This is a genomic window from Streptomyces sp. B3I8, from assembly GCF_030816915.1.
Lineage (GTDB): Bacteria > Actinomycetota > Actinomycetes > Streptomycetales > Streptomycetaceae > Streptomyces.
The window spans coordinates 1,814,106-1,839,147 of the sequence record NZ_JAUSYN010000002.1; the positions used below are offsets into that span (position 1 = coordinate 1,814,106).

18 protein-coding genes are annotated in these 25,042 nt (G+C 72.0%); 8 read left to right on the forward strand and 10 right to left on the reverse strand.

Translation table 11 applies throughout. From position 1 onward, the window contains the following. Positions 1-54 precede the first annotated feature (54 nt). The 3 genes from QFZ64_RS10300 to QFZ64_RS10310 all read right to left on the reverse strand — a co-directional run bounded on the left by QFZ64_RS10300 (position 55) and on the right by QFZ64_RS10310 (position 3,468). A complete protein-coding gene (locus QFZ64_RS10300; protein ID WP_307064579.1) occupies positions 55-966 on the reverse strand; it encodes a sugar ABC transporter permease in 912 nt (303 codons plus the stop codon). A gap of 14 nt (positions 967-980) precedes the next feature. Then, a complete protein-coding gene (locus QFZ64_RS10305) occupies positions 981-1,985 on the reverse strand; it encodes a carbohydrate ABC transporter permease (RefSeq protein WP_307064580.1) in 1,005 nt (334 codons plus the stop codon). A 208-nt stretch (positions 1,986-2,193) separates the two neighbouring features. Then, positions 2,194-3,468: an extracellular solute-binding protein gene (locus tag QFZ64_RS10310; RefSeq protein WP_307064581.1), complete on the reverse strand. Its 1,275-nt coding sequence runs from the start codon at positions 3,466-3,468 to the stop codon at positions 2,194-2,196. Between the two features lie 554 nt (positions 3,469-4,022). Between QFZ64_RS10310 and QFZ64_RS10315 the strand changes: the two genes are divergently transcribed. Both QFZ64_RS10315 and QFZ64_RS10320 read left to right on the forward strand, forming a co-directional pair. After that, positions 4,023-5,057, forward strand: a complete 1,035-nt coding sequence (locus tag QFZ64_RS10315) for a LacI family DNA-binding transcriptional regulator (RefSeq protein WP_307064582.1) — start codon at positions 4,023-4,025, stop codon at positions 5,055-5,057. A 138-nt stretch (positions 5,058-5,195) separates the two neighbouring features. Then, positions 5,196-6,128 carry a phosphatase PAP2 family protein gene (locus QFZ64_RS10320; RefSeq protein WP_307064583.1) on the forward strand — a complete coding sequence of 311 codons (933 nt, stop codon included), beginning with the start codon at positions 5,196-5,198 and terminating at the stop codon, positions 6,126-6,128. Positions 6,129-6,236: 108 nt separating this feature from the next. Here the strand turns inward: QFZ64_RS10320 and QFZ64_RS10325 are convergent, their stop codons facing one another. Together QFZ64_RS10325 and QFZ64_RS10330 are read right to left on the reverse strand one after the other, a co-directional pair. After that, positions 6,237-9,269, reverse strand: a complete 3,033-nt coding sequence (locus tag QFZ64_RS10325; RefSeq protein WP_307064584.1) for a bifunctional [glutamine synthetase] adenylyltransferase/[glutamine synthetase]-adenylyl-L-tyrosine phosphorylase — start codon at positions 9,267-9,269, stop codon at positions 6,237-6,239. A 188-nt stretch (positions 9,270-9,457) separates the two neighbouring features. Then, complete coding sequence (locus QFZ64_RS10330) at positions 9,458-10,735, reverse strand: FAD-dependent oxidoreductase (protein ID WP_307064585.1); 1,278 nt, start codon at positions 10,733-10,735, stop codon at positions 9,458-9,460. 74 nt (positions 10,736-10,809) lie between these two features. Here QFZ64_RS10330 and QFZ64_RS10335 point away from each other — a divergent pair, with 74 nt between their 5' ends. Next, entirely contained in the window at positions 10,810-11,385 is a 576-nt protein-coding gene (locus QFZ64_RS10335) for a TetR/AcrR family transcriptional regulator C-terminal domain-containing protein (protein WP_373430580.1), read from the forward strand. A gap of 67 nt (positions 11,386-11,452) precedes the next feature. Here the strand turns inward: QFZ64_RS10335 and QFZ64_RS10340 are convergent, their stop codons facing one another. Both QFZ64_RS10340 and QFZ64_RS10345 read right to left on the reverse strand, forming a co-directional pair. Then, positions 11,453-11,779 (reverse strand): hypothetical protein, encoded by a 327-nt coding sequence (locus QFZ64_RS10340; protein ID WP_307064586.1) that lies wholly within the window; start codon positions 11,777-11,779, stop codon positions 11,453-11,455. Between the two features lie 122 nt (positions 11,780-11,901). Beyond that, positions 11,902-12,516, reverse strand: coding sequence for a TetR/AcrR family transcriptional regulator (locus tag QFZ64_RS10345; protein WP_307064587.1), 615 nt, complete (start codon positions 12,514-12,516; stop codon positions 11,902-11,904). 138 nt (positions 12,517-12,654) lie between these two features. Here QFZ64_RS10345 and QFZ64_RS10350 point away from each other — a divergent pair, with 138 nt between their 5' ends. Further along, positions 12,655-13,818, forward strand: a complete 1,164-nt coding sequence (locus tag QFZ64_RS10350; RefSeq protein ID WP_307064588.1) for an NAD(P)/FAD-dependent oxidoreductase — start codon at positions 12,655-12,657, stop codon at positions 13,816-13,818. A gap of 198 nt (positions 13,819-14,016) precedes the next feature. Here the strand turns inward: QFZ64_RS10350 and glnA are convergent, their stop codons facing one another. Continuing rightward, on the reverse strand, positions 14,017-15,378 hold the full coding sequence (gene glnA, locus QFZ64_RS10355; RefSeq protein WP_307064589.1) for a type I glutamate--ammonia ligase: 1,362 nt from the start codon (positions 15,376-15,378) through the stop codon (positions 14,017-14,019). 455 nt (positions 15,379-15,833) lie between these two features. Between glnA and QFZ64_RS10360 the strand changes: the two genes are divergently transcribed. Further along, positions 15,834-17,045: a globin domain-containing protein gene (locus tag QFZ64_RS10360; protein WP_307064590.1), complete on the forward strand. Its 1,212-nt coding sequence runs from the start codon at positions 15,834-15,836 to the stop codon at positions 17,043-17,045. 148 nt (positions 17,046-17,193) lie between these two features. On the opposite strand, the gene QFZ64_RS10365 is transcribed toward QFZ64_RS10360, so the two are convergent. Continuing rightward, the gene (locus QFZ64_RS10365) at positions 17,194-17,664 is read right to left on the reverse strand and encodes an Rrf2 family transcriptional regulator (protein ID WP_307064591.1); all 471 of its coding nucleotides are present in this window, start codon (positions 17,662-17,664) and stop codon (positions 17,194-17,196) included. 290 nt (positions 17,665-17,954) lie between these two features. Between QFZ64_RS10365 and QFZ64_RS10370 the strand changes: the two genes are divergently transcribed. From QFZ64_RS10370 to QFZ64_RS10380, 3 genes are all read left to right on the forward strand, one after another. After that, positions 17,955-19,895 (forward strand): protease pro-enzyme activation domain-containing protein, encoded by a 1,941-nt coding sequence (locus QFZ64_RS10370; RefSeq protein WP_307064592.1) that lies wholly within the window; start codon positions 17,955-17,957, stop codon positions 19,893-19,895. Between the two features lie 198 nt (positions 19,896-20,093). Beyond that, a complete protein-coding gene (locus tag QFZ64_RS10375; protein ID WP_307064593.1) occupies positions 20,094-21,692 on the forward strand; it encodes a multicopper oxidase family protein in 1,599 nt (532 codons plus the stop codon). Between the two features lie 176 nt (positions 21,693-21,868). After that, positions 21,869-23,629, forward strand: coding sequence for an NAD+ synthase (locus QFZ64_RS10380; RefSeq protein WP_307064594.1), 1,761 nt, complete (start codon positions 21,869-21,871; stop codon positions 23,627-23,629). 116 nt (positions 23,630-23,745) lie between these two features. On the opposite strand, the gene QFZ64_RS10385 is transcribed toward QFZ64_RS10380, so the two are convergent. After that, entirely contained in the window at positions 23,746-24,780 is a 1,035-nt protein-coding gene (locus QFZ64_RS10385) for an endonuclease/exonuclease/phosphatase family protein (RefSeq protein WP_307064595.1), read from the reverse strand. Positions 24,781-25,042 lie beyond the last annotated feature (262 nt).

Here is a 25,042-nt window from a genome sequence, read left to right on the forward strand (position 1 = left end):
AGGGGGCCCGGCGGCGGGTGGGCCGGGCAACCCCTGGTCCTCACGGAACGGGCGTCAGCCCTTCGTACCGCCCGCCGTGAGCCCGGTGACCAGGTTCTTCTGGACCAGGTAGAAGAAGACCGAGACGGGTATCGCGATCAGCACCGCGGTGGCGGCCATGAGGTTGCGCTGGGCGTCGTGTTCGCTGACGAAGCTCTGCAGGCCGACGGCGAAGGTGTACTTGTCGTCGCTCAGCATGAACGTGGAGGCGAAGGCGACCTCGCCGAACGCGGTGAGGAAAGAGTAGAACGCGGCCACCGCGAGCCCCGGCCGGGCCAGCGGCAGGATCAGCCGCAGGAAGGTGCCGAACGGGTTGAGCCCGTCGACGCGCCCGGCCTCGTCGATCTCGAACGGGATCGTGTCGAAGTAGCCCTTGAGCAGCCAGGCGCAGTACGGCACGGTCGTGGTGCTGTTGATCAGGATCAGTCCGAGGTAGGTGTCGATGAGTCCCAGGTCCGACATGATCTGGTACATCGGCACGATGAGGACGGCGATCGGGAACATCTGGGTGAGCAGCAGCAGCCACATGAACTTCTTGTAGCCGGGGAAGCGCATGCGGGAGACCGCGTAGCCGGTGGTGGCGGCGATGACCACTCCGATGACGGTGGTGCCGAGCACGACGACGAGCGTGCTCTTCAGCCAGTCGAAGAAGCTGGTGTGCTGGAGGACGAACGTGTAGTTGTCCAGCGTCATGGTGTGCCAGATGCGGCCCGGGTGCAGGTAGTCGTCCTTGCCGGGACCGAGCGAGAGGAAGATCAGCCAGCCGACCGGGAAGAACGCGATCAGGCTCGCGGTGATCAGTACGCCGTGGGAGGCGAGGGTGGCGAGCGGCCCTTGCTCGCCGCGCCGGCGCACCCGGCGCCGGGGGGTGTCGGCGGCGGGCCGGGCGGAGGCCGGGGCGGAGGTCCGGGCGGTGGTCGTACTCATGGGGAGCTCCTGCCTCAGATCGCGAGCTGCTGGTCGTTGCGGTTCAGCCAGCGGCGGTAGAAGGAGGTGAAGACGACGAGGATGGCCAGCAGCAGGATGCCGTACGACGCGGACTGCGCGAAGTCACGCGGCTGCTGTCCGAAGCCCAGCCGGTAGGCCCAGGTGACGAGGATCTGCGCGTCCGGGGCGGTGTTGCCGAACAGCAGGAAGATGATCGCGAACTGGTTGAACGTCCAGATGATGCCGAGCAGGACGACAGTGGAGCCGACCGACCTGAGCCCCGGCAGGGTGACGTACCGGAACCGCTGCCACGCGCTCGCGCCGTCCATCTCGGCGGCCTCGTACAGGGTGGTGTCGATGGACTGCAGTCCGCCGAGGAGCGAGAGCATCATGAACGGCACGCCGCACCAGGTGTTGACCATGATGGCGGCGAACCGCTGCCAGAAGGTGTCCTCCAGCCACAGCGGCGTCGGCAGGTGCAGCGCGTCGAGGGCGGCGTTGACGATGCCGCCGTCGGCGAGCATGAACCGCCAGCCGAAGACGGTGACGAAGGTGGGCACGGCCCAGGGCAGCACCAGGACGAGCCGGTAGAAGGTGCGGCCGCGCAGCTTCTGGTTGAGCAGCAGCGCCAGGCCGAGACCGATGCCGTAGTGCAGGGCGACGCAGACGGCCGTCCAGAGCACCGTCCACAGGAAGTGCGACCAGAAGCGGTCGTACGCCGTCGGGCCGAACAGGATGTCCTTGTAGTTGTCGAGGCCGATGAACTTGTAGGTGGCGTCGATGTGGTTGACGCCGATCGTGCGCGCGGTGTTGAGGCTGTTGGCGTCGGTGAGGGTGAGGTAGAGGCCGTACACCAGGGGGTACAGCACGAGCACGCCGAGCACGACCGCCACGGGGGCGATCATCACGTAGGCGTACCAGTGCTTCTGGTACGCCCGCCGCAGGCGCCCGGTGCGGCCGGGGCGCGGCGTGCCCTCACCGTGGCGCTTGCCGGTCGCGCGGTCGATGGCGACTGTCATGGTTCGACACCTTCTGGAAGTTCTGCGGTACGACGGAATGTGCGGCGGCCAGAGCTGGTGCCCGCGGTTCGAGCCGCGTGCACGGGGTTCGAGCCGAGTGCTCACGGCCCGAGCCGCGTGCTCACGGTCCAGCCGCGCGCGCGACGGAGCGGGCGGGCCCGGCCGCCGGGCCCCTCCCCCGAAGCGGGGGCCCGGCGGCCGGCGGGGTTCACTCGGCGAAGTCGGGGACCAGCTTCGTGTAGGCGAGTTCGACGTTGCCCAGCCCCTTGTCCAGGGACTCCCTGCCGCCCGCGATCTTGGGCAGTTCGGTGTCGAGCGGGGTCCACAGGGAGCTGTACTCCGGCAGCGCGGGGCGCGGCTGGGCGGCGGGCAGCACCTGCTGGTAGCCGGCGATGCCGGGGTCGGCCTTGACCTTGTCGGTGTAGGCGTCGTCGCGGGTGGGCAGCGTGGAGTTCTTCAGGGCGATGGTCTCCTGGGACTTCGCCGAGGTCATGAAGTTGACGAACGTCAGTGCGGCCGCCTGGTGCGCCTTGTCCGAGCCGGCGTAGACGGAGAGGTTGTGGCCGCCGGTCGGAGCGCCCGCCCTGCCGCTGGAGCCGGCCGGGACGGTGGCGATGCCGAGGTTGCCCTTGTCCTTGAAGGCGCTGCCCTTGTAGAAGTTGGTGATCTCCCAAGGCCCCTGGATGATCGCGGCGACCTTGCCGCTGACGAACGCGTCCTGGATGTGGGCGTAGGCGTCGGCGGTGGTGTCGGCCTTGTGCAGGCCCTTGCCGGAGAACAGGCCCAGCCAGGTGCCGTAGGCCTTCTTCGCCGCGGCGGAGTCGACGGTGATCTTCTTGGCGGAGGCGTCGACGGTGTCGGTGCCCTCGCCGTAGAGAAACGGCTGGCCGTAGTACCCGGCGGTGGAGCCCCAGTAGCCGTCGACGCCGGCCTTGTCCTCGACCTTCGCGGCGTCGGCCTTCAGCTCGTCCCAGGTGGTGGGGGCCTTGGTGATGCCGGCCTTCTTGAACAGGGCCTTGTTGTAGACGAGCGCGAGGGTGTCGGTGACCAGGGGAACTCCGTAGGTCTTGCCCTCGTACTGGGCCTGCTTGATCAGACCGGCCCGGAACTTCGACCGGTCGGCGAGGGCCTCGGTGCCGTCCAGCGGCAGGAGGTAGCTCTTCTTGGCGAAGGCGGGGGTCCATCCGACCTCGGAGCGCAGGACGTCGGGGGCGCCCTTGGAGCCGGCGGCGGTGTCGAACTTGTTCTGCGCCTGGTCGAAGGGGACGTTGACGTACTTGACCTTGATGTTCTTGTGGGCCGCCTCGAACTGTTGGACGAGGGCCTTGTACGTCGGGGCCTCATTGGTGGCGTTGGAGGTGTCCCACCAGGTCAGGGTGACCGGACCGTCGGCCTTACCGCTGTCGCTGTCGCCCGAGCCGCAGGCCGTCGCCGCGAGGGCGAGGGACGCCACCAGCACGGTGGCCGCTGTGCCACGCCGCATGAGTTCTCCTTGAGGGTGAATGCCCGTGTGGGCCGGGGAGCGCGGTCCCGTCCGCGGTCCCTGTCGCCGACTTGCCTGTCGCCGACTTGCCTGTGTGCCGAGGTGCCGACTGCGCCGATGGGGGTGTCCCCCTCTTCCGTGTCCGTGGCCGGAAGCGGCCTGGCCGGAAGCGGGGGGAGGCCGCCGAGCGACGTGAACGTAACAGCGATGCAATCGGCGCGAAAGGTCTTGCAGCAAAAAAGTGTAAGAACCGGTGACAGTTACCCGTCCGTGATGTGCGCGCGACTGTCGTGCGATAGCGCGCCATCAAGGGCGGAAAGAGGTCGGAGCGGGGTGGTGGCGGCTTGTGCAAGTCTCTGCAAGCTCTTGCCGCAAGGGGGTGGACGGGGGATCATCCTTTGCAGGCGGTCGGTGAAGGCCGCTGAAAGCGGGGCACCCCGCCGCATTCACTAGGGAGCGCGATGACGCAGCAGCCCGCCGCGGGCCGGCCGCCCGCCCGCACCCGGCGTGCGCCCGGTGCGCGAGGGGCGAGGGGGCCGGTACAGTCGCCTCCCGTGACCACACGGCTTTCCGACATCGCAGCGCAGGCGGGAGTCAGCGAGGCGACCGTCAGCCGGGTCCTGAACGGGAAGCCGGGCGTCGCCGCGACCACCCGCCAGTCCGTCCTGGCCGCGCTCGACGTGCTCGGTTACGAGCGTCCGGTCCGGCTGCGGCAGCGCAGCGAGGGCCTGGTGGGGCTGATCACCCCGGAGCTGGAGAACCCCATCTTCCCGGCGCTGGCGCAGGTCATCGGCCAGGCGCTGACCCGGCAGGGCTACACCCCGGTGCTGGCCACACAGACCCCCGGCGGTTCCACGGAGGACGAGCTGACCGAGATGCTGGTGGACCGCGGGGTCGCCGGCATCATCTACGTCTCCGGGCTGCACGCCGACACCACCGCCGACATGCAGCGCTACGAGCGACTGCGGGCGCAGGGCGTGCCGTTCGTCCTGGTGGACGGCTTCTCGCCGAAGGTGCAGGCGCCGTTCATCTCCCCCGACGACCGGGCGGCCATGGCGCTGGCCGTGACGCACCTGGTCTCCCTCGGCCACACCAGGATCGGGCTGGCCCTCGGGCCCAAGCGGTTCGTGCCGGTGCAGCGCAAGATCGAGGGCTTCGTACGGACGGTGCAGGACCTGCTGGGGCTGGCCCCGGCCGTGATCGAGGAGGAGCTGGTCCAGCACTCCCTCTACACCCTGGAGGGCGGGCAGGCGGCGACCAGCGCGCTGATCGACCGGAACTGCACGGCGGTGGTGTGCGCGAGCGACATGATGGCGCTGGGCGCTGTACGAGCGGCCCGGCAGCGGGGGCTGCGGGTGCCGACGGACGTGTCGGTGGTGGGCTTCGACGACTCCCCGCTGATCGCGTTCACCGACCCGCCGCTGACCACGGTCCGCAAGCCGGTGCCCGCGATGGGCCAGGCGGCGGTCCGCACGCTCCTGGAGGAGATCGGCGGCACGCCGGCCCCGCACAGCGAGTTCGTGTTCATGCCGGAGCTGGTGGTGCGAGGGTCGACGGCGTCGGCACCGGGGGAACGACACCGGGCGTAGTCGGGTGTAGCCGCCTTGGGGGGAGGGGCTACTCCCCACGGTGGAGAAAGACCCCGTGGTCTCCACCCGTGAACGTGCGGGGCGAGCCCACCCGGAGGAGGATCCGAGGGAAGGGCTCCTCTGACAGACTCTGTGCCCATGGGTGAGACGACCGCGTCCCTGCAGGAAGGCCGCGCGGAGCAGGGCTTTCCGCGCCGGCCGCGGGCTCTCCGTGTGCCGCGGGCACCTCGTGCGCCCCGTGCGCCCCGTCTGTGGTTCGAGGTGCTGCTGACGGCGGTGAGCTACTGGGTCTACTCCCTGATCCGCAACGCGGTACCGGAGCGCCGTGGGGAGGCGCTGCGGAACACGGACGGGGTGTGGGGGCTGGAGCGGCATCTGGGGATCGCCGTCGAGGATTCGGTCAACCACGCGGTGAACTCGGTGACGTGGCTGATCGTCGGCATGAACTACTACTACGCCACCCTGCATTTCGTCGTGACGCTGGGCGTGCTGGCGTGGCTCTACCGCAGCCATCCGGGCCGCTACGGGGCGGCCAGACTGGCCCTGTTCGCGACGACGGGGGCGGCGCTGCTCGGCTACTACCTCTTCCCGCTCGCACCGCCGCGGCTGATGCCGGGCGGCGGCTTCGTCGACACGGTGGTGGTGCACCGGACATGGGGGTCGATGGCGTCGGGGGACCTGAAGGACATGTCCAACCAGTACGCGGCGATGCCGTCGATGCACATCGGCTGGTCGCTGTGGTGCGGCCTGACGATCTTCGTCCTGGCGAGGCTGCCGTGGGTACGGATACTGGGCCTGCTGTACCCCGCGGCCACCCTGCTCGTCATCGTGTCGACGGCCAACCACTTCTGGCTGGACGCGGTCGGGGGCGCCCTGTGCCTGGCACTGGGCCTCGGCGTGGCGGCACTCTGGCACGGCACGACCGCGTACGCGCTGCCGCGCCGGCCGACGGTCCCGTCCGGCACCTCAGGGGCGCGGGGGGCCGCGCGACCAACCACCCGTCCACCCGCACCCGAGGACCCACCCCCGGGGTCCAAGAGGCGCGGCCCCTTGAAGGGACGGGAAGGGTAAGGGTGGCGGGGGCGGAGAACACGCCGCACCCGACCCACCGCCGAGCCTCCGCACCTCCGCCCGCCGCGGAGCAACCGCGCCCCCGCCCGCCGCGAGGCAACCGCACCCTCACGCGTCGTAGAACAACGCCTCCGCCACCGTCCGCGCCAGCCGCGTCGTACGCCGATAGTCGTCCAGCATGTCCCCGACATGCCCCGGCCCGTACCCCAGGTACCGCCCCACCGCCGCCAGCTCCCGCGCGTCGGACGGGAACGTGTCCCCGGCCCGCCCCCGCACCAGCATCACCGCGTTCCGCACCCGCGTCGCCAGCACCCACGCGTCGTCCAAGGTCGTCGCGTCCTCCGCCGACAGCAGCCCGGCCTCCCGCGCCGCCACCAGCGCGGCCCGCGTCCGGGTGGTGCGCAGCGCGGTGACCTCGTGGCCGTGCCGCATCTGCATGAGCTGCACCGTCCACTCCACGTCGGACAGCCCGCCCCGGCCCAGCTTGGTGTGCAGCGTCGGGTCGGCGCCCCGGGGCAGCCGTTCCACCTCCATACGGGCCTTCAGCCGCCGGATCTCCCGTATCGCGTCCTCCCCCAGCCCGCCCGGGGGGTATCGCAGCGGGGCGATCAGCTCGACGAACCGCTCCCCCAGCTCGGCGTCGCCCGCCACCGGCTCGGCCCGCAGCAGCGCCTGTGCCTCCCACCCGAGCGACCACCGGCGGTAGTACGCGGCGTACGAGGTCAGCGTGCGCACCAGTGGTCCGGACTTGCCCTCGGGTCGCAGGTCCGCGTCGATGAGCAGCGGCGGGTCGGTGCTCGGGAACTGCAGCAGCCGCCGCATCTCGGTGACGACGGCGTTGGCGGCCCGCCCCGCCTCCTGTTCGTCGACGCCCTCGCGCGGTTCGTGCACGAAGAGGACGTCCGCGTCGGAGCCGTAGCCGAGTTCGTGGCCGCCGAAGCGGCCCATGCCGATGACGGCGAACCGGGTGGGCAGCGTGTCGCCCCACCGCTCGCGCACCACCGCCCGCAGGGTCCCGGCCAGGGTGGCGGCGGTGATGTCGGAGATCGCGCCGCCGACGAGGTCGACCAGCGCCCCCTGGTCCGCCTCGACGGGCGTCTCCTCGGTGCCGTAGGAGCCGACGATGTCAGCGGCGGCCGTGCGGAACAGCTCCCTGCGGCGCACCCCGCGGGCGGTGGTGACCGCCTGCTCGGCGCCGTCCGCGCGCCCGACGGCGGCCATGATCTCCTGTTCGAGATGGGCGCGGGAGCGCGGGGCGAGCCCGCTGCCGTGGCGCCGCCCGCCCCCGTCGCCGAGCAGCGCGACCGCCTCCGGCGCGCGCATCAGCAGGTCGGGGGCGAGCCGCCCGGCGGACAGGACGCGCGCGAGGTTCTCCGCGGCGGCGCCCTCGTCGCGCAGCAGCCGCAGGTACCAGGGGGTCTTGCCGAGCGCGTCGGAGACCTTGCGGAAGCCCAGCAGTCCGGCGTCGGGGTCGGCGGAGTCCGCGAACCAGCCGAGCAGCACCGGCAGCAGGGTGCGCTGGATGGCGGCCTTGCGGCTGACGCCGGAGGCGAGTGCCTCCAGGTGGCGCAGGGCGGCGCCGGGGTCGGCGTACCCGAGGGCGACGAGGCGTTCGCGGGCGGCGCCGGGGCTGAGCCGGGCCTCGCCGGGGGCGAGCTGGGCGACGGCGTCGAGCAGCGGCCGGTAGAACAGCTTTTCGTGCAGCCGCCGTACGACACCGGCGTGCCGCTTCCACTCGCGGGTGAGGGTGGCGACGGGGTCGGTGCGCAGGCCGAGCGAGCGGCCCAGGCGCCGCAGGTCGGCTTCGTCCTCGGGGACGAGGTGGGTGCGGCGCAGCCGGTGGAGCTGGATGCGGTGCTCCATGGTGCGCAGGAAGCGGTAGGCGGCGTCGAGCTGCTCGGCGTCGGTACGGCCGATGTAGCCGCCCGCGGCGAGGGCCGCCAGCGCGTCGAGGGTGGTGCGGCTGCGCAGGGTGGTGTCGGTGCGGCCGTGCACGAGCTGGAGGAGCTGGACGGCGAACTCGACGTCCCGCAGTCCGCCGGGGGCGAGCTTGAGTTCGCGCTCGATCTCGGCGGCGGGGATGTTCTCGACCACCCGGCGGCGCATCTTCTGCACGTCGGCGACGAAGTTCTCGCGCTCGGCGGCCTCCCAGACCAGCGGCGAGAGGGTGTCCACGTAGGCGGCGCCGAGTGCGGCGTCCCCGGCCACCGGGCGGGCCTTGAGCAGCGCCTGGAACTCCCAGGTCTTGGCCCACCGCTGGTAGTAGGCGAGGTGGCTGCTCAGCGTGCGGACGAGGGGTCCGTTGCGGCCCTCGGGGCGCAGGTTGGCGTCGACGGGCCAGATGCTGCCCTCGACGGTGGTCTCGGAGCAGATCCGCATCAGGTGCGAGGCGAGCCGGGTGGCGGCCTGGAGCGCCTTGGTCTCGTCGGTGCCGGTGCCGACGGCGGGCTCGGCCCGCTCGGCGGGCTCCGCGACGAAGATGACGTCGACGTCGGAGACGTAGTTCAGCTCGTGACCGCCGCACTTGCCCATCGCGATGACGGCGAGCCGGCACAGCGCGGCGTCCTCGGGCGCGGCGGCCTCGGCGAGGGCGAGGGCGGCGCGCAGGGTGGCGGTGGCGAGGTCGGCGAGTTCGGCGGCGGTCTGGGCGAGGTCGGTGGTGCCGCACACGTCGCGCGCGGCGAGCGACAGCAGGCAGCGGCGGTAGGCGACGCGCAGCGAGACGGGGTCGTCCGCCTCGGCGAGCGCCCGCTCGAACTCGGGGACACCGGGGTGCAGGTCCCGCGGTTCGTAGGTGACGAGGGCCCGCCAGTCGCCCGGGTGCCGTGCGAGGTGGTCGGCGAGCGCGGCGGAGGCGCCGAGCACCCCGAGCAGCCGGTCGCGCAGCGGTTTGGCCGCTATCAGGGTGTCCAGCAGTTCGTGCCGCGCCGTGTCGCCGGGCTGGGCCTCCAGCAGTCGGACGAGTCCGAGCAGCGCGAGGTCGGGGTCGGCGGTGGCGCCGAGGGCCTCCAGGAGGACGGGGTCGGCGCGTACGGCGGCGAGCTCCGGTACGTCGAGCAGCCGCTCGGAGGCGGACGGATCGGTGAACCCGTGCCGCAGCAGTCGCGTGAAGGTACTGCTCCTGCGCCCCGGCACCGTCATCCCGGCCTCCCGTCGCTCATACGGCCACTTCGCGTGCCGTACCGCACCGCAAAGGCCGTACGGCGCCCTGATCAGGCTCGTCCGGAGGCGAGCCTATCGGCACTCTCCCCGGGCGGCCCCGCGTGATCCCCCGCGGCGGCCGCGCGTGATCCCCCGCGGCCGTCGGCAAGGCGTCGGACCGGCGGGGGTCATCCCGCCGCCGCGACCGGACTCTCCGGGAGCTGCCACGCCCCGCCCCGGTCCTCCTTCGCGTACCGGGCGACGAGGTCGGGGATGTGCAGGAAGCAGGCCAGCGCCGTGACGGAGTGGAAGGCGCCGATGGCCGGCCGGCTCTCGGGCATGCCGAGGCGCAGGAGGCGCGGCTTGACGGCGGCCTGGATCTCGTCGACGAAGGGCCTCAGCGTGGTGTCGTAGCCGGCCAGGGCCCTGGTCAGGTCGTCGGGGTGCCGGTTGATCTCACCGGCCAGGACGTACGCGCCGACGAGACCGCCGGAGACGCCCATGCCGCTGTACGGGGAGGCGCAGTGGGCGGCGTCCCCGACCAGGGCGACGCGCCCCCGGGACCAGGTGTCGGTCCGCACCTGCAGCACCTCCTGGGAGTAGAAGCTCCCGGTCGTCGCCATGCCGTCGAGGAAGCGCGGCGTCTGCCATCCCGCGTCGCGGAACCTGTCGGTCCAGAACCGCTTCTGCCGTTCGACGGGCTCCCGGTGCACGGCCGAGGCCTCCTCGGACTCCTCCCGCAGCACGAAGTAGACCTGGGTCTCGGCCGGGTTGTGGCTCCTGCGCATGATCATGCGTCCGCCAGGGGCGAGGTAGGTGTCCCGGACGTCACTGTCCGACGCGATGCGCGGCACGAACCAGTAGGCCATGTGGATCCCCACCCGCCGGTACGGGTCGGGGGCACCGGGCGGCAGCAGGGCGCGGCGGACGCGGGAGCCCTGGCCGTCGGCGCCGACGAGGAGGTCGACGGTGCGGGAGGTCCCGTCGGAGAGGTGGGCGACGACGACGTCCGCATCCTGCTCGAAGCGCTCCACGCTCACGCCGAAGACGTACTCCGCATCGTCCTTCGTCGCCTCGTGGAGGACGCGCACCAGGTCGCCGCGCATGATCTCGTACTCGGAGGTCAGGCTCTGCCTGCCCTTGCCCGAGGTGTTGGCCATGATCGTGGCCCGCCTCCTGCCGTGCGCGTCCACGAAGGCGACGCCGGGCTCGTCGACGAGGCGGCCGCGGACGGCGTCGAGAAGCCCCATGCGCGCGACGGCCTCGATGCCCTGCCCCCGCAGGTCGACCTGGGCGCCGGTGGCGCGCAGCGCCGGGAACCGCTCGACGACGGTCACCCGGTGTCCACCCCTGGCGAGCCAGTACGCGAGCGCCTGCCCGGCGATGCCACCGCCGCAGACGAGGACACGCAGGGAGCTCCCCGTCGCCCCCGCCCCCTGTGCCGTGGTCGTTCGCTCCGCTGTCATGCCACGCTCCGAATCTATCGGTGATAGGTAGCTTGCGCTCCCCAAGGTCCCCCTATCGGCGATAGATTGTCAAGGTGGCAAAGATGAACCGGGAGACCGTGATCGCGGAGGCGCTCGACCTGCTCGACGAGGTCGGTCTGGACGCCGTCAGCACGCGTCGGCTGGCGCAGCGGCTGGGCGTCGAACAGCCGTCGCTCTACTGGCACTTCAAGAACAAGAAGGAGTTGCTCGGCGCGATGGCCGAGGCCGCCATGGCCCCGCACGCGACGGCTCCGCTGCCGGCGCCGGAGGAGGACTGGCGCGCGTGGTTCCGCGAGAACACGCGGAGCTTCCGGCGCACGCTGCTGCTGCGCCGCGACGGCGCGCGGCTCCACGCGGGGAGCCGCCCCGGCGGCGGGGACCTGGACCGGATCGCGCACAAGATGGCGTTCCTGGTCGCCTCCGGCCTGCCCGAACGGCAGGCCGCCATGGCGATGCTGGCCGCCGGCCGCTTCACCGTGGGCAGCGTTCTGGAGGAACAGGCGGAGGACGGTGCCGCGGGGTCGCCCGGCATCCCGCCGATCGACCACGACTCGGCGTTCGAGGCGGGCCTGACCCTCATCGTGGAAGGCCTGGCGTGCGGGGCGGGGCGTGGCGAGGAGCCTCGTTGAGTCGCACGGCGAAGGGCGTCACGACCCGCGTGGCGGACTGTGACGCCCTTCGTTCCCGCCGGTCGGGTCAGATGCCGGCGATGTCCTCGGCCCTGCGGCCCACGGACTTGATCGCCTTCAGCAGACCGCTCTGCCGCCGGTCCCGCTCCGCGCGCTCCGGCGACACGAGCCGCGCGGCGGTCTTCACGGCGTACTCGTCGGGGTCACCGAAGGCGGTCCGGGGGTCCTCCCCCGTCTCGTCGCAGTGGAACGTGACCTCCTTGACAGCCTGGAGTACGACGGCCCGGTCCACCCCCGGCTGCGTCACCAGCCGCACCTGAAACCGCGCCAGCCACCTCTCGCGGTCCTTGTCCTTGTCCTTCGCCGCGTCCGTCGATCGGCCCTTCTTCGCCACGTGCTCTCCCGGGTACTCGGCAGCCGTCCGCCGTGTAGGACGCCGAGGCGCCCGGGCGGGTTGCGGAAACGGCGGTCCGGGCCGCCGCCTGCCCGCGAGTGCGCCACGGACGCCGTCCTCACTCAAACCGCCTCTGACCGCCAGCCGTCGAGCAGCAGGTCGAAGATCTTCTCCACGCTGGTCTCCGGGTCCTCGCGGTCCCTCGTCAGGGTCGGGATCTCCAGGACGAACCTCGCCAGGGCCGCGCACGCGAGGTCGTCGGGCTCGCGGCCCAGTTCCTCGGCGATCGCCGTGCCGAGGGTGTCCGCATGGCGCATCCACATGCGCTCGCTGTATTCGCGGAGCGCCGGCGTGCCGTCGACCAGGGCGGCGAACTCCTCGCGGCGCGGGTCCGTCGCGATCGGGATCCAGGCGCTCAGCGCGTGCGCGCGCAGTGCCTCCAGCACGCTCTGACCCTCGGGCCGTCGCCGCACGCAGTCGCGCAACCGCGCGTCCACGTCCGCCTCGCGGTCGAAGACCAGTGACTCCTTGCTCGGGAAGTGCGCGAAGAGGGTCGTCGTCGATACGTCGGCCTTCTCGGCGACGTCGCGGACGCTGACACGGTCGAAGCCGTGCTCCAGGAAGAGCGCGAGGGCCGCGTCCGCGACGGCCTGCCTCGTCGCGGCCTTCTTGCGTTCGCGGCGGCCGAGGGCGGGCCGCGCGTCGGCGTGTTCCGGGGGTACGGAGGTGTCCGGCATGCCCTCACCGTACCTCAATACTGGACCGATACAGAAACTGGACTGGTTGCACTTTCGCACTGAGTTCTGCTTTGGTGGTGGCACCGGCCGGCGTCGCACGCCGCCGGCCGGTGCCACCACGACCTCAGGAGCCCCGCCATGCCCTCGCCCACCCCTGCCCTCACCCCCGCCCACGCCCGCATCGCCGTGGTCGGCGCCGGACCCGGCGGTCTGACCTGCGCGCGCGTCCTCCAGCGGCACGGCCTCGCGGTGACCGTGTACGACCGCGACCCGGACGCGGACTCCCGCGACCAGGGCGGCTCCCTCGACCTGCACGAGGACGACGGTCAGCTCGCCCTGCGCGAGGCCGGCCTGTTGCAGGAGTTCTTCGCGCTCGCCAGGCCGGAGAGTCAGGAGATGCGGCACCTCGACCCGATGTCCGGACGGCTGCTCGCCCACCACCTGCCCGCCGAGGGCGAGACGGCCGCCCCCGAGATCGACCGCGGCCGGCTCCGCGGCCTCCTGCTCCGCTCACTGGCGCCCGGCACCGTCCAGTGGGGCCGCGCGCTCGCCTCGGTCGGCGGGCCGTCCGACGGACCGCGCACCCTGACGTTCACCGACGGCACGGCCGTCGAGGCGGACCTGGTGATCGGGGCGGACGGCGCGTTCTCCCGTGTCCGCGAGGCCGTCTCACCCGCGAAGCCGCGCCACACCGGCGTCGGGTTCCTGGAGGCCTGGTTCGATGACATGGAAGGGGTCCACCCCGAGCTGTCCGCCCTGGTCGGCAAGGGCAACGCACACGCCGCCGACGGCGAGCGCGGCCTCTTCGCGCAGCGCAACAGCGGCGGCCACATGCGCGTCTACCTCATCCGGAAGACCCCCGTGGACTGGCTCGCCCGGATCGGGCTGCGCCCGGAGGACACCGCGGGCATCCGCGCACACCTGCTGCGCGAGTACGCGAACTGGTCGCCGGAGCTGCTGCGGCTGCTCACCGACAACGACGGCCCCTACGTCGACCGCCCGATCCTCGCCCTCCCCGTGCCGCACACCTGGGAGCACTCCCCCACCGTCGCACTCCTCGGCGACGCCGCCCACCTCATGCCGCCGCTCGGCGTCGGCGTCAACCTCGCCATGCTCGACGCCTGCGAACTCGCCCTCGCCCTGACCCGCTCCACCACGGTCGACGACGCCGTACGCACCTACGAGAAGACGATGCTCCCCCGCTCCACGGAGACGGCCCGCATGCTCGACGGCGCCGCCGAGTCCCTGCTGGAAGAGCCGACGGCCGAGGACCTCGCCCGGTTCGGCCACGACCGGCACTGAGCGCCGGGGCCACCACGACAGGGGCCCCGCAAGTGAACGCACCGCCACAACCTGGATCACCCGCACTGCCCGGGGACGGGCGCCCCCGGTCGGCGTCCGTCCGACGCCCTGCGGGCGACAGCGACAACCACGGGCCGGGTGCGGGATCACTCCCGCACCCGGCCCGTGGCCGTGTCTCAGACACGCAGCGGCCCGCGCCTACAGCACCGGCAGGCTCTTCCGCAGCTCGAACGCGGTGACCTCGCTGCGGTACTCCTCCCACTCCTGCTTCTTGTTGCGCAGGAAGAAGTCGAAGACGTGTTCGCCGAGGGTCTCGGCGACCAGGTCGCTGCGTTCCATCAGGTCGAGCGCCTCGCCGAGGTTCTGCGGGAGCGGTTCGATGCCCAGGGCGCGGCGTTCGCCGTCGGTGAGGGCCCAGACGTCGTCCTCGGCGCCGGCCGGGAGTTCGTAGCCCTCCTCGATGCCCTTGAGACCGGCGGCCAGCAGGACGGCGTAGGAGAGGTAGGGGTTGGCTCCGGAGTCCAGCGAGCGGATCTCGACGCGGGCCGAGCCGGTCTTGCCGGGCTTGTACATGGGCACGCGGACCAGGGCCGAGCGGTTGTTGTGGCCCCAGCAGATGTACGACGGGGCCTCGCCGCCGGCGCCGGCCGTGCGGGCGGCGCCGCCCCAGATGCGCTTGTAGGAGTTGACCCACTGGTTGGAGACGGCCGAGATCTCCGCCGCGTGCCGCAGCAGGCCCGCGATGAAGGAGCGGCCCACCTTGGAGAGCTGGTACTCCGCGCCGGACTCGTAGAAGGCGTTCCGGTCGCCCTCGAAGAGGGAGAGGTGGGAGTGCATCCCGGAGCCCGGGTACTCCGAGAACGGCTTCGGCATGAAGGTGGCCTGGAGGCCCTGCTCCAGCGCGACCTGCTTCATGACCAGGCGGAACGTCATGATGTTGTCGGCCGTGGAGAGCGCGTCGGCGTAGCGCAGGTCGATCTCCTGCTGGCCGGGGGCGCCCTCGTGGTGGGAGAACTCCACCGAGATGCCCATCGACTCCAGCATGGTGATCGCCTGGCGGCGGAAGTCCATGCCGATGGCCTGCGGGGTGTGGTCGAAGTAGCCGGAGTTGTCGGCGGGGGTCGGCCGGCTGCCGTCGACCGGCTTGTGCTTGAGCAGATAGAACTCGATCTCCGGGTGGGTGTAGAAGGTGAAACCCAGGTCGGAGGCGCGGTTCAGGGCCCGCTTGAGAACGTAGCGGGGGTCGGCGAAGGACGGGGAGCCGTCGGGCATCAGGATGTCGCAGAACATCCGGGCCGTGCCGGGGGCCTCCGCGCGCCAGGGGAGGATCTGGAACGTGGACGGGTCCGGCTTGGCGATCATGTCGGACTCGTAGACCCGGGCGAAGCCCTCGATCGCCGAGCCGTCGAAGCCGATGCCCTCGTCAAAGGCCTGTTCGAGCTCGGCCGGGGCCACGGCGACGGACTTGAGGAAGCCCAGCACGTCCGTGAACCACAGGCGTACGAACCGGATGTCGCGCTCCTCCAAGGTCCGGAGCACGAACTCCTGCTGCTTGTCCATCTTCCGCTTCCCCATCCTTGCTGGTCAGGCCGCCGTTTCCGGTGGTGGCGGAACGTACGGTCGGGCACGTGAGCATCCCACCACACCAGCATTTCATCCGCGTTGCGGACCCTCGGCGGCCCGGCGGCCCTGTTCCGAACGTCACACGTACGGCAGGTGTCCGCACGGGTGCCCTGCTTCGGGGTCATCTTGCCCCCTGAACTGCGCCTTCGTGAATGGCCGATCCTGGGCCCCCGCCGCGTTCTTAATTTGCATCTCGGATGCAAGTTTTAATACGGTGCCGGTGGAATCCGGCGGAGCCACCACGATCCACTTCCTCCGCCGGTGCCCGCCGGGGCCGAAGGGTCCCGGCGGGGCTGTACGGCTCTCCCCCGGGCCGTACGGCCCCTCCCACGGGTCCGTGGGTCCCCACTCGGGGCTCACGGACCGTCGCTCCGTTACTCAGAGGAGTCCCGATGCTCTCCGAGCAGTCCGCAGCCACCGTCCGTGCCACGCTTCCCGCCGTCGGCGCGGCGATCGGCGACATCACCGAGCGCTTCTACGGACGGCTCTTCGCCGCCCGTCCGGAGCTGCTGCGCGACCTGTTCAACCGCGGCAACCAGGCCGCCGGCACGCAGAAGCAGGCGCTGGCCGGCTCGATCGCCGCCTTCGCCACCCACCTGGTCGACAACCCCGAGCAGCGCCCCGACCTGATGCTGCGCCGGATAGCGCACAAGCACGCCTCGCTCGGCATCCGGCCGGAGCAGTACCCGATCGTCCACGAGCACCTGTTCGCCGCCATCGCCGAGGTGCTCGGCGAGGCGGTCACCGAGGAGGTCGCCGCCGCGTGGACGGAGGTCTACTGGCTGATGGCGAACGCCCTGATCGCCATCGAGCGGACGCTGTACGCGCAGAGCGGGGAGGACGGGGCGCGGGAGTGGAAGGTCGTCGAGCGGATCGACGAGACCGCGGACGTCGCCACGTTCCGGCTGCGCCCCGCCGACGACGGGCCCGTGCCGGCCTACCGGGCCGGGCAGTACGTCTCGGTCGGCGTGCGGCTCGCGGACGGGGCGCGGCAGATCCGGCAGTACAGCCTGACGGCGGCACCGGGTTCGCCGGTGCGGCAGTTCGCGGTCAAGCGGGTGCCGGGGGACGCGCTCACGCCGGAGGGCGAGGTCTCCAACCACCTGCACGCACAGGTGCGCGTGGGTGATGTGCTGGAGCTGTCCGCGCCGTACGGCGACCTCGTGCTGGAGGGCACCGACGCGCCGCTGCTGCTCGCCTCCGCCGGGATCGGGGTGACCCCGATGATCGCGATGCTGGAGCAGCTCTCGCTCGGTGAGCACGCGGGGCGGGTGACCGTGGTGCACGCCGACCGGTCGCCGGCGGCGCACGCGCTGCGGGGGGATCACGCGGCGTACGCGGCGAAGCTGGCGGACGGGGAGGCGGTGTTCTTCTACGAGGAGGACGCGGAGGGGGCGGGACGGCCCGGTCTGGTCGACCTCGGCGCGGTCGAGGTGGGGCCGGGAACGGTGGCCTACCTGTGCGGGCCGTTGCCGTTCATGCGGGTGGTGCGGGAGCAGTTGCTCCGCAAGGGGGTTGCGGCGGCGGACATCCACTACGAGGTGTTCGGGCCGGACCTGTGGCTGGCGAAGGACGCGGGCGCGGACGTGGCTGCGGCGGCCTGACGGGGGTTCTCGCCCCCGCCGCCCTCACCCTTCCCGCCCCCGGACCCCCAGAAGATCGCACAGTTCCCCGCGCCCCTGATCAGGGGCGCGGGGCTGTGCCGATACGCGGCTCCGCCGCGTGGGCGGCGAGAAAACCCCGGGCTCGCCCCTACGCCGGCGCCCCCACCCCCGGAAGCCCCAGGAGCAGCGGCCCCGTGGGGGACGCGACCATGTCTTCCACAGTGAGCGGATCCAGGCTCGCGTAGAACGCCTCCTGGGCCCGCCGCAGCGCGCCCCGCAGCATGCAGTCCGAGCGGAGCGGACACGGCGGGGTCCCGGCCCCGCCCCCGTCGCAGTCGACCACGTCGGTCACGCCGTCCGCGCCCGCGCCCTCGAAGGCTCGTACGATCCCGCCGACCGACGCCGTCCGCCCCGCCTCCGTGACCGAGAGCCCCCCGCCCCTCCCCCGGCGCGCCGCGAGCAGCCCCCGGTGCTGGAGTTCGGCGACGACCTTCGCGGCATGCGTGTACGGCACGTCCATGTCCGCCGCGACCTCGCGGGTCGTGGGGCTGGAGTCGCCGGCGACGGCGAGTCTCATCAGGACGCGCAGCGCCAGGTCGGTGGAGCGCAGAAGCCGCATCCCCTCAGCGTAAATAATGCGCATCACGCATTCAACTTTTTCGTCGCCTCCGGCACCTCCCGGACATTTGCCCCACGCTTTCCCCACGACTCCCGCTCCCCGCCTTCACACACCCCGCCCCGCCGCTCCCCTCGTTCCCTGATCCCACCCAAACCCCCATCAATCCACGGCACTTGGGCTCTTCTTGGCCATTCCATTCCCCTGACATGAACCGATCATCGAAAGAGTGGCCGGGATCGTGCGCTCGACATGCGACGAAACATGCGAAGAACCGCATCGCAGGGGGTTTTATGAGATCCACTCGCGCCACCGCGCGCGCCGGGCTGAGCCTGGCAGCGACACTGCCGCTGCTCGCCGGGGCCCTGGCACTCGGCTCGCCCGCGGCCCACGCCGCGGACGGCGGCCGGCACTCACTGGCGGGTACCAAGCCGGTATGGGCCAAGAGCTCGACCGACAAGGGCTCCACCAGCGACAGCTCCAAGGTCTCCGTCCGCGTCTACCTGGCCGGTCGGGACGCCGCAGGTCTGCGGGCGTACGCGAAGGCCGTGTCCGACCCGGACTCCGCCTCGTACGGCAAGTACCTCTCGGCGAAGCAGGCCGACGCCCGCTACGGCGCCACGAAGGCCCAGGTCGCCGCCGTCACCGACTGGCTGAAGTCCGCCGGTCTGACGGTCACCGGCACCACCCGGCACTACCTCTCCGTCACCGGTGACGTGGCCGCCGCCGAGAAGGCCTTCGGCACCCAGCTCCACAACTACGCCAAGGGCAAGAAGACCTACCGCGCCCCGGCCGCCGACGCCTCCGTTCCCACCGCGCTCGACGGCGCCGTCCTCACCGTCACCGGCCTGGACAACGCCCCGCACAAGGCGACTCACAGCGACACCCTGCCGCCGCCGGACGCGGTGTTCCGCAACGCCGGGCCGTTCTCCTCCTACTACGGCTCGAACACGGCCTCCTCGCTGCCGAAGGCGTACGGACAGAAGATCCCGTACGCGGTCGAGGGCTACACCGGCAAGCAGCTCCGCGCGGCGTACGGCGCGGGCAAGGCGACCGGCAAGGGCGTGCGGGTCGCCATCACCGACGCCTACGCCTCCCCGACCATCGCCTCGGACGCGGCCACCTACGCCCGCAAGCACGGCGACGCGTCGTACGGGCGCGGCCAGTTGAACCAGGTGCTGCCGAGCGAGTACACGCGGACCGAGGAGTGCGGGGCGGCCGGCTGGTACGGCGAGGAGACCCTCGACGTCGAGGCCGTGCACGCGGTCGCGCCGAAGGCGGACCTCGTCTACGTCGGCGCCGCCTCCTGCTACGACAACGACCTGCTCGACTCGCTCGGCAAGATCGTCGACGGGCACCTGGCCGACATCGTCTCCAACTCCTGGGGCGACATCGAGGCCAACCAGACCCCGGACCTGGCCGCCGCCTACGACCAGGTGTTCCAGCTCGGCGCGATCGAGGGCATCGGCTTCTACTTCTCCTCCGGCGACAACGGCGACGAGGTCGCCAACACCGGGACGAAGCAGGTCGACACCCCGGCCAACTCCGCCTGGGTGACGGCGGTCGGCGGCACCTCGCTCGCCGTCGGCAAGCACGACAAGTATCTGTGGGAGACCGGCTGGGGCACCGAGCGGGCCGCCCTGTCGGACGACGGCCGCAGCTGGGCCGACTTCCCCGGCGCGTTCACCTCGGGCGCCGGCGGTGGCACCAGCCGTACCGTGGCGCAGCCGTACTACCAGCGCGGTGTGGTCCCGTCCGCGCTCGCCGATGCGAACGGAACGGGCGCTCCGATGCGCACGGTTCCGGACATCTCCGCGATCGCCGACCCCAACACCGGCTTCAAGGTGGGTCAGACGCAGGCCTTCCCGGACGGCTCCTACCGGTACTCCGAGTACCGCATCGGCGGCACCTCGCTGGCCGCCCCGGTGATCGCGGGCGTCCAGGCGCTCGCGCAGCAGAACCGCGGCGGCCGGGCGATCGGCTTCGCCAACCCGGCGATCTACGACCGCTACGGCTCGAAGGTCTACCACGACGTGGTGGACAGGCCGACCGGCAAGGACCTCGCGGTCGCTCGCGTGGACTTCGCCAACTCCGTCGACGCGTCGGAGGGTCTGATCACCTCGGTGCGCAGCCTCGGCAAGGACAGCTCGCTGAAGGCGGTGCGCGGCTACGACCCGGTGACGGGCGTCGGGTCGCCGAGGGACGGCTACGTGTCGTCGTACCGGCGGCACTGAGTTCTTGACGGTCCTGAGGTTTTGACGGTCCTGAGGTTTTGACGGTCTTGAGCGCTTGCGTTCCTGACGGTCCTGACGGTTCTGACGGCCCCCGTGTCCCCGCCGGTTCGGCAGGGACACGGGGGCCGTGCTCACCCGGCCGGAGCAACACGCGTTTCGTGCGCGTGCGCACGCCTTCGCAAGTAGTGCAATTCGGTCATGCGTATTTCTGTCCCCACCCGACGTGCCCTGCTCCGGACCAGTGCCCTCGCGGTCGCCGCAGCCGGTGCCGTCGCCGCCGCCCGTCCACTGCCCGACCCGTCCTGCTCCGCGTCGGCAGGCGCCCCCGGAGCCCCCGGCGCCCCTGGCTCCGCCGGCACGCTTCCCGCCCCGGCCGACGACGCGAAACCCGGCGCGGGCACCCGTACGGTCCGGCTCACCGCCGTCGCCGGCAGGGTCGACCTCGGCGGACGCACCGTCACCACATGGACGTACGGTGGCGCCCTGCCCGGTCGGGAGATCAGGGTCACCGCGGGCGAGACGCTCGCCGTCACGCTCGCCAACCACCTGCCGCAGCCGACCACCCTGCACTGGCACGGCGTCGTGGTGCCCAACGCCATGGACGGCGTCCCCGGCCTCACCCAGCGCGCGGTCCGGGCGGGCGGCGACTTCGCCTACCGGTTCCCGCCGCGCTCCCCGGGCACGTACTGGTACCACTCGCACGCCGGGGTGCAGGCGGACCGCGGCCTGTACGGGCCGCTGATCGTGGAGGACCCGCACGAGCCGCTCGGCTACGACACCGAGTGGGTCGTCGTGCTCGACGACTGGCTGGACGGGGTGGGCGGCCGGAGCCCCGAGGCGACGCTGAGGAAGCTGCTCGGCGGCCGGGGCAGCAGTATGGACATGGCCGACGACGGCAGGAGCGGGAGCGCTGCCGCCGACGACGGCAGGAGCGGGAACGGCGCCGCGCACGGCTCCCGCCGGGCCGGTGACCGGCCGCACCGGGGCAGGAGTGCCCTGCTCGGCGGGCCCGGCGGCAACGTGGCCTACCCCTGCTACCTGGTCAACGGGCGGACGGCGGGCGCCCCCGAGGTGTTCGGCGCACGGCCCGGGCAGCGTGTCCGGATCCGGCTGATCAACGCGAGCGGCGACACCGCCTTCCGGGTCGCGCTCGGCGGCCACCGGATGACGGTGACGCACACCGACGGCCACCCGGTGCGGCACACCGACACGGACGCGCTGCTGCTGGCCATGGGCGAGCGGTACGACGTCCTGGTGACCGTGCGGGACGGCGTCTTCCCGCTGACCGCCCTCGCCGAGGGCAAGGGCGCGGCGGCGCGGGCGCTGCTGCGCACCGCGAGCGGTACGGCGCCGAAGGCCTCGGCGCGGCCGAGGGAACTGGACGGGCGGCTGGTGTCGGCCGGCGAGCTCCTCGCGGAGGACTCGGTGGCGCTGGACGACCGGCGGCCGGACCGGACGCTGCGGTTGCGGCTGACCGGGAGCATGAAGACGTACGACTGGGCGTTCGACGGGAAGCCGTACGACCCCCGGCAGGCGCACGAACTGCGGGCCGGGGAGCGGGTGCGGCTGGTGCTGACCAACGCGACGAAGATGTGGCACCCGGTCCATCTGCACGGGCATGTGTTCGCCCTGACCGGGACACAGGACGGGCCGGGGGCACGGAAGGACACGGCGATCGTGCTGCCGGGGCGGACTGTGGTGGCGGACTTCGACGCGGGGAATCCGGGAGTGTGGATGCTGCACTGTCACAACGCGTATCACCAGGAGGCGGGGATGATGACGTTGCTGCGGTACTGAGAGGGCTTTTCCGTGGGGGATCTCGCCCCCGCCGCCCCTCCCCGTTCCCGTCCCCGGGGGCTTCGCCCCCGGACCCCGAAAAGACGCGCCCGCGCGGCGGAGCCGCAGATCGACACAGCCCCGCGCCCCCGTACCGGCCCAGGCATCGTGTCGGTGTGACGATTAGACTGGGTGGCGTGCCTCAACTACGTCTCGCTCTGAATCAGATCGACTCGACCGTCGGTGACCTCTCCGGGAACGTGGAGGCCGTCCTTCGCAGGGCCCGGGACTGCGCCGAGCAGGGAGCGCACCTCGTGGCGTTCCCGGAGATGGTGCTCACCGGGTATCCCGTGGAGGATCTCGCCCTGCGTTCCTCCTTCGTCGAGGCCAGCCGTGCCGCCGTGCGCGAGCTGGCCGCCCGGCTGGCCGCGGAGGGACTGGGCGAACTGCCCGTCCTCGTCGGCTACCTCGACCGTTCCGAGTCCGCGCAGCCCAAGTACGGCCAGCCGGCCGGTACCCCGCGCAACGCCGCCGCCGTGCTGTACCGCGGTGAGATCGCGCTCCGCTTCGCCAAGCACCACCTGCCGAACTACGGCGTCTTCGACGAGTTCCGCTACTTCGTGCCCGGCGACACCATGCCGGTCCTGCGGCTGCACGGCGTGGACATCGCCCTCGCCATCTGCGAGGACCTGTGGCAGGACGGCGGCCGGGTGCCCGCCGCCCGCTCCGCGAAGGCCGGGCTGCTGCTCTCCGTCAACGCCTCGCCGTACGAGCGCGACAAGGACGACACCCGGCTCGAACTGGTGCGCAAGCGCGCCCGGGAGGCCGGCTGCACCACCGCGTATCTGGCGATGATGGGCGGCCAGGACGAACTCGTCTTCGACGGTGACACCATCGTCGTCGACCCGGAGGGCGAGGTCGTCTCGCGGGCGCCGCAGTTCCAGGAGTGCGGGGTGCTGCTCGACCTCGACCTGCCCGGCTTCGCGGCGGACGCGCCGGCCGACGGGGAGGTCCTCGACGACGGGCTGCGCGTCGAGCGCCTGGTCGTCTCCGAGGAGCCTCTCCCCGCCTACGAGCCCGAGCTGACCGGCGGGTACGCGGACCGGCTGGAGGACGTCGAGGAGATCTACTCCGCGCTCGTCGTCGGCCTGCGCGCGTACGTGCGGAAGAACGGTTTCCGCTCGGTGCTGATCGGCCTGTCCGGCGGCATCGACTCCGCCCTGGTCGCCGCGATCGCCTGCGACGCGGTGGGCCCGGAGAACGTGTACGGCGTCTCCATGCCGTCGAAGTACTCCTCCGAGCACTCCCGGGGCGACGCGGCGGAGCTGGCCCGGCGTACGGGGCTCAACCTCCGTACGGTCTCGATCGCGCCGATGTTCGACGCCTACATGTCGGCCACGGAGCTGACCGGGCTCGCCGAGGAGAACCTCCAGTCGCGGCTGCGCGGCACGCTGCTCATGGCGATCTCCAACCAGGAGGGTCACATCGTGCTGGCCCCGGGCAACAAGTCCGAGCTGGCGGTGGGGTACTCGACGCTGTACGGGGACTCGGTGGGCGCGTACGGGCCGATCAAGGACGTGTACAAGACGACGGTCTTCGAGCTGGCGCGCTGGCGGAACCGGTCGGCGGAGCAGCGGGGCGAGACACCGCCGATCCCCGAGAACTCGATCTCCAAGCCGCCGAGCGCGGAACTACGGCCGGGGCAGGTCGACACGGACTCGCTGCCGGACTATCCCGTCCTGGACGCGATCCTCGACCGGTACGTCGACCGCGACCAGGGCGCCGACGAGATCGTCGCGGCCGGGTTCGAGCGGGAGCTGGTCGTCAAGACGCTGCGGATGGTCGACACCGCGGAATACAAGCGGCGCCAGTACCCGCCGGGCACGAAGATCTCGGCGAAGGGCTTCGGCAAGGACCGGCGCCTGCCCATCACCAACGCGTGGCGGGAACGGGGATAGCGGACCCGGGAATGCGGGGGTGTGAGGCGCGAGGCCGACGACGGTCTCGCGCCCTCCGCGCTCCCGCGCCCCCGGCCGCCCTGCTTGCTCCCCGCTCTGTTCACTCCGTGCCCTGCTCACTCGTCGCCGAGCCGGAGGCGGGCCGCGATGGGCAGGTGGTCGCTGCCGGTCTTCGGCAGGGTCCAGGACGAGACCGGCTTGGCGCCCTTGACCATGATCTGGTCGATCCGCGCCATCGGGAACGACGCCGGCCAGCTGAAGCCGAACCCGCTGCCCACCGCGCCCTGCGTGGAGCGCATCTGCGAGGTGACCGCGGTGAGGGCGCGGTCGTTCATCGTGCCGTTGGCGTCGGCGAGCAGCACCACCCGGCTCTGCTTCTCGTGCGCGATGGCCGCGCCGAGCGCGTCCGCGCTGCGGTCGCGCTCGCGGGCGGTGAACCCGGCCCGCAGCTTCACCCGCACCGAGGGGAGATGGGCGACGTAGACGGCGAGCGGCCCGTCGGGCGTGGTCACTGTCGCCCGCATCGCGCGCTTCCACCCGAGCTTGATGTCGACCGTCTTGACGCCGCTCATCGGGTACTTGCTCCACAGGCCGACCGTGCCGACCACCGCGTGGTACTGGTACGTCGGCTCCAGCAGGCGCTCGTACGTCGGCACCGCGGAGGCCTTGAGTTCCTGCAGCGCGAGCACGTCGGCGCCCGCGGCGGCGATCTGGCGGGCGGTGCCGGCGGGGTCCGCGTTGTCGGCGTTGACGTTGTGCGTGGCGACGGTGAGGTCACCGCCGCCGGCGGTCTTGTCGGTGAGCAGGCCGCCGAAGAGGTTCAGCCAGACGAGGACCGGCACCAGCAGGGCGATCAGCGCGGTCGCCGAGCGGCGCACCAGCGCGAGCACCAGCAGCACCGGGACGGCGACGCCCAGCCAGGGCAGGAAGGTCTCCAGGAGGCTGCCGAAGTTGCCGATCCGGTTGGGGACGCTCTCGTGCAGGGCCATCAGCAAGCCGAGGAGCACGGTGAGGACGGCCAGCACGATGCCCCGGCGCCAGATGCCGCGGTCCGTGCGCAGGCGGTCCCACAGCCGCCGGAACCGGGCGCCCCGACGGCCGTCCCCGTTCCCGTCGTCGCTGCCGGTCTCCGTCATCTGCGCCTGCGCCATACCGTCGCCTCACACCTTGCCCGTGCACTCGTCGTCCCCGTGGAGGAAAACCCTAGGGGATGATCGCTTCCGCACGGCGCCCGCCCGGGCGGCCGTACCCGCACAAGGACGACGAAGGCGGCGTAGGGAGTTCCGAACGGAAGCGGAACGGGCGCGCCTTGTGACGAAATGCGCACACGGGCCCGGCCGGGACGCCGCTCTGACGGCGTGTGGGGCGCCCGGCCGTCGGCCAACCGGAAGACCGCCGGGGCAGTGGCCGGGT

What these genes read in the sequence shown, in the direction of transcription:
- QFZ64_RS10300 (WP_307064579.1), bottom strand. Translation starts at nt 966, where the DNA reads ATGAGTACGACCACCGCCCGGACCTCCGCCCCGGCCTCCGCCCGGCCC.
- QFZ64_RS10305 (WP_307064580.1), bottom strand. Translation starts at nt 1,985, where the DNA reads ATGACAGTCGCCATCGACCGCGCGACCGGCAAGCGCCACGGTGAGGGC.
- QFZ64_RS10310 (WP_307064581.1), bottom strand. Translation starts at nt 3,468, where the DNA reads ATGCGGCGTGGCACAGCGGCCACCGTGCTGGTGGCGTCCCTCGCCCTC.
- QFZ64_RS10320 (WP_307064583.1), top strand. Translation starts at nt 5,196, where the DNA reads ATGGGTGAGACGACCGCGTCCCTGCAGGAAGGCCGCGCGGAGCAGGGC.
- QFZ64_RS10325 (WP_307064584.1), bottom strand. Translation starts at nt 9,269, where the DNA reads ATGACGGTGCCGGGGCGCAGGAGCAGTACCTTCACGCGACTGCTGCGG.
- QFZ64_RS10330 (WP_307064585.1), bottom strand. Translation starts at nt 10,735, where the DNA reads ATGACAGCGGAGCGAACGACCACGGCACAGGGGGCGGGGGCGACGGGG.
- QFZ64_RS10345 (WP_307064587.1), bottom strand. Translation starts at nt 12,516, where the DNA reads ATGCCGGACACCTCCGTACCCCCGGAACACGCCGACGCGCGGCCCGCC.
- QFZ64_RS10350 (WP_307064588.1), top strand. Translation starts at nt 12,655, where the DNA reads ATGCCCTCGCCCACCCCTGCCCTCACCCCCGCCCACGCCCGCATCGCC.
- glnA (WP_307064589.1), bottom strand. Translation starts at nt 15,378, where the DNA reads ATGGACAAGCAGCAGGAGTTCGTGCTCCGGACCTTGGAGGAGCGCGAC.
- QFZ64_RS10360 (WP_307064590.1), top strand. Translation starts at nt 15,834, where the DNA reads ATGCTCTCCGAGCAGTCCGCAGCCACCGTCCGTGCCACGCTTCCCGCC.
- QFZ64_RS10365 (WP_307064591.1), bottom strand. Translation starts at nt 17,664, where the DNA reads ATGCGGCTTCTGCGCTCCACCGACCTGGCGCTGCGCGTCCTGATGAGA.
- QFZ64_RS10370 (WP_307064592.1), top strand. Translation starts at nt 17,955, where the DNA reads ATGAGATCCACTCGCGCCACCGCGCGCGCCGGGCTGAGCCTGGCAGCG.
- QFZ64_RS10375 (WP_307064593.1), top strand. Translation starts at nt 20,094, where the DNA reads ATGCGTATTTCTGTCCCCACCCGACGTGCCCTGCTCCGGACCAGTGCC.
- QFZ64_RS10385 (WP_307064595.1), bottom strand. Translation starts at nt 24,780, where the DNA reads ATGGCGCAGGCGCAGATGACGGAGACCGGCAGCGACGACGGGAACGGG.